We start from the raw sequence: 1301 nt of genomic DNA, 5'->3' as shown, positions 1-1301 counted from the left end.
TGAGCGGCCCCGGTCCTTCCGGACAGCGGACCAACTAGAGTTCGTGTCTGGAAGAGAGGGTGTCCGTGTCCAAGAAGAGTCGTCGGTCGTTTACTCCTGAATTTAAGGAGGAGACGGCGAGATCGGTGGTCGAGTCGACACGTCCTGTCGCGGCGGTCGCTCGGGAAATCGGTGTCAGTGAGCAGACCCTGCGCAATTGGGTTAACGCGTACCGTCGCGACCATGCCGCCGATGAGCCGCCATTGAAGATCTCAGAACGTGCCCGGTTGCGGGAACTGGAAAAAGAAGTCCGGGAACTGCGCGCGGAACGCGAGTTCCTGGGAAAAGCCGCAGCCTTCTTCGCCAGCGACTATCGATAACAGAACTCTACGAGTTCATCGAGGCGGAGAAGGACGTCTTCAGTCAGGCCATGGAAAGGCCGTTGCCTGTCGTGACAATGTGCTCATGGCTTGAAGTGTCGAAATCGGGCTTCTATGAATGGCGTACCCGGCCAGAATCAGAGACCACCCGGCGCAGGCAGTATCTCGCCGGGCTGATCACCAAGATCTTCACCGACTCGGACGAGACCTACGGTCACCGTCGCATCCACGCCCAGCTAGAGCGCCAGGGCGAGCGGTGCACCCCCGAACTGGTCCGCCAGATCATGCGAGACCAGGGCCTGGAACCCTGCCAGCCCAAGCCCTGGCGGCCGGCACTGACCGACGGCGGCCCGGCGATCCTGCCGGACCTGCTGCGCCGGGACTTCAGCGCGGACGCGCCATGCGAGAAAATGGTCGGCGATATCACCTACATTCCCACCTGGGAAGGATGGATCTATCTGGCGACCGTCATCGACTGCCACACTAAAGCGGTCATCGGATGGGCCATGGACGACAACTACCGAACACCCCTGATCGAGAAAGCCATCCACATGGCCGTCCGGAACTACTCAATCAAACCCGGAGCAATATTCCACACCGATCGCGGCAGCAACTACATGTCCGCCCAATTCGCGAACACACTCCGATCTCTTGGCATCCGGCACTCCGTCGGCCGCACAGGAATCTGCTACGACAACAGCATGGCCGAGTCATTCTTCGGCGCCCTTAAAAACGAGCGATCCCATCGAGTGATCTACACAACACGAAAACAGGCCATCGCGGATATCGCCGCATACATAGAACTGCGCTACAATAACCAACGTCTCCACTCAGGACTCGGTTACAAGACCCCCAGCGAGGTCTACACCGAGTACCTAAACCGGCAGCAAGCAGCGTAGGTCAAGCCACCAAGCAGCTGTCCGGGAAGATCGAGGCCCCTCA

General features: G+C 59.5%; 1 protein-coding gene. It reads left to right on the top strand.

The genetic code is table 11. The features are described 5' to 3' along the window. Positions 1 to 65: 65 nt before the first annotated feature. Positions 66 to 1258, top strand: a protein-coding gene (locus tag ACLARN_RS44065; RefSeq protein WP_409497447.1) for an IS3 family transposase whose coding sequence is annotated in 2 segments (ribosomal slippage) — positions 66 to 321 and positions 321 to 1258 — 1194 coding nt in all. Because the reading frame shifts where the segments join, the coding sequence is not laid out codon by codon here. Positions 1259 to 1301 lie beyond the last annotated feature (43 nt).

The sequence above is a fragment of the Amycolatopsis sp. cmx-11-12 genome (assembly GCF_046269425.1).
Taxonomy (GTDB): Bacteria; Actinomycetota; Actinomycetes; order Mycobacteriales; family Pseudonocardiaceae; genus Amycolatopsis.
Note: the sequence above shows the minus strand (reverse complement) of the source record. Positions and strands in the feature narration are given on the sequence as shown.